Source organism: Corynebacterium sp. 122RC1 (assembly GCF_024580955.1).
Lineage (GTDB): Bacteria > Actinomycetota > Actinomycetes > Mycobacteriales > Mycobacteriaceae > Corynebacterium > Corynebacterium kozikiae.
Map to the genome: position 1 here is coordinate 1 of NZ_JANIKD010000049.1, position 1,359 is coordinate 1,359.

Here is a 1,359-nt window from a genome sequence, read left to right on the forward strand (position 1 = left end):
TGAAGCGGCCTGGGTTGGTCGGAGACTAGGTTTTACCCTAGGAGGACGATCAGCATGGCACGACCCAGTCAGTACGACGCAGCCACGCAGGAGCGCGCGGTGCGCATGTACTTCGAGCGCCTCGAGGAAGGCGACATCTCCAAAGCCGGCGCCCGCCGGGAGATCGGCGAGCTGCTCGGCGTGAAGGAGTCCACGCTGCGCAACTGGATCCGCAAGCACGAACAACGAGAACAGGTACCTGGACCCGGTTCCCTGTCCTACCAGCAGCTCCAGGCTGCTTACGACGAGCAGGCCAAGGAAGTGGCCAAGCTGCGTCGGGCCAATGAGATCTTGAAGACGGCGTCGGCTTTTTTCGCCCAGGCGGAGCTCGACCGCAAACTTCGGTGATTGTGGACTTCATCCGCACCTACCGCCACCGCTTCGGGGTCGAGCCAATCTGCGACACACTCACCGCCCACGGGATCGCGATTGCCCCGAGCACCTTTTACGCCCATCAGTCCCGCGGCTTTGGTCCCTCGAGCACAGAACTCGACGAAGCGTACGCCGCCCACCGCATCTACCGACTGTGGGAGGAAAACCGCAAGGTCTATGGCCGGCGCAAGCTCTGGAAAGCAGCCATCCGTGACGGCATGCTTATTGGTCGTGACCAGGTGGAACGGCTGATGAAGATCACCGGCATCCGCGGTGTGTCCCGCGGGATGCACCGCAAGAAGACGACCGTGGCCAATCCTGTGCACCGCCGGCACCCGGACCGAATAGGCCGTCGGTGGAGGTATCCGTCGCATCCGGATCAGTGGTGGATCGCGGACTTCACCTACGCTTGGACGCGGGAGGGATTCTGCTACGTCGCCTTCATCGTCGACGCCTACTCGCGGCAGGTCCTCGGCTGGGTCGTCACCACGGTGATGGACACCAGGATGGTGCTCATGGCCCTGGAACACGCGTTGTTCAGCCGCAAACGCACCCGCATGGATTTCACCGCCACCGGCATCGTCCATCACTCGGACGCCGGGGCGCAATACACCTCGCTGGCGTTCACCAACGCGCTGGCAGAAGCCGGACTCCAGGGCTCGATCGGCTCGGTCGGTGATGCTCTGGACAACGCGATGATGGAGTCGACGATCGGGCTGTACAAAACTGAGCTCATCGACGTCGATCCCGCACGCACATGGAGGGATGCCCGGGAGGTCGAAACGGAAACAGCCTCGTGGGTCTACTGGTACAATCACCAGCGTCTGCACTCGTCGATCGGTGACGTTCCCCCGATCGAATACGAGCAGGACTACGAGGAATTCAACACCACCCGAAAAGCCCAGTAAGGCTTTTACCTGTAGTCTCCGAAAAACTCAGGCCGATTCA

Annotated in this window: 1 protein-coding gene and 1 other annotated feature; the gene reads left to right on the forward strand. The window is 61.8% G+C overall.

What is annotated here, in order from left to right:
* Nucleotides 1–54: 54 nt before the first annotated feature.
* A protein-coding gene (locus NQ050_RS10990) for an IS3 family transposase (protein ID WP_257039382.1) occupies nt 55–1,319 on the forward strand; the annotation gives its coding sequence in 2 pieces (ribosomal slippage) (nt 55–346 and nt 346–1,319; 1,266 coding nt in all).
* Nucleotides 345–476: a sequence feature (AL1L pseudoknot), on the forward strand. (Overlaps the previous gene by 132 nt.)
* Nucleotides 1,320–1,359: the final 40 nt, after the last annotated feature.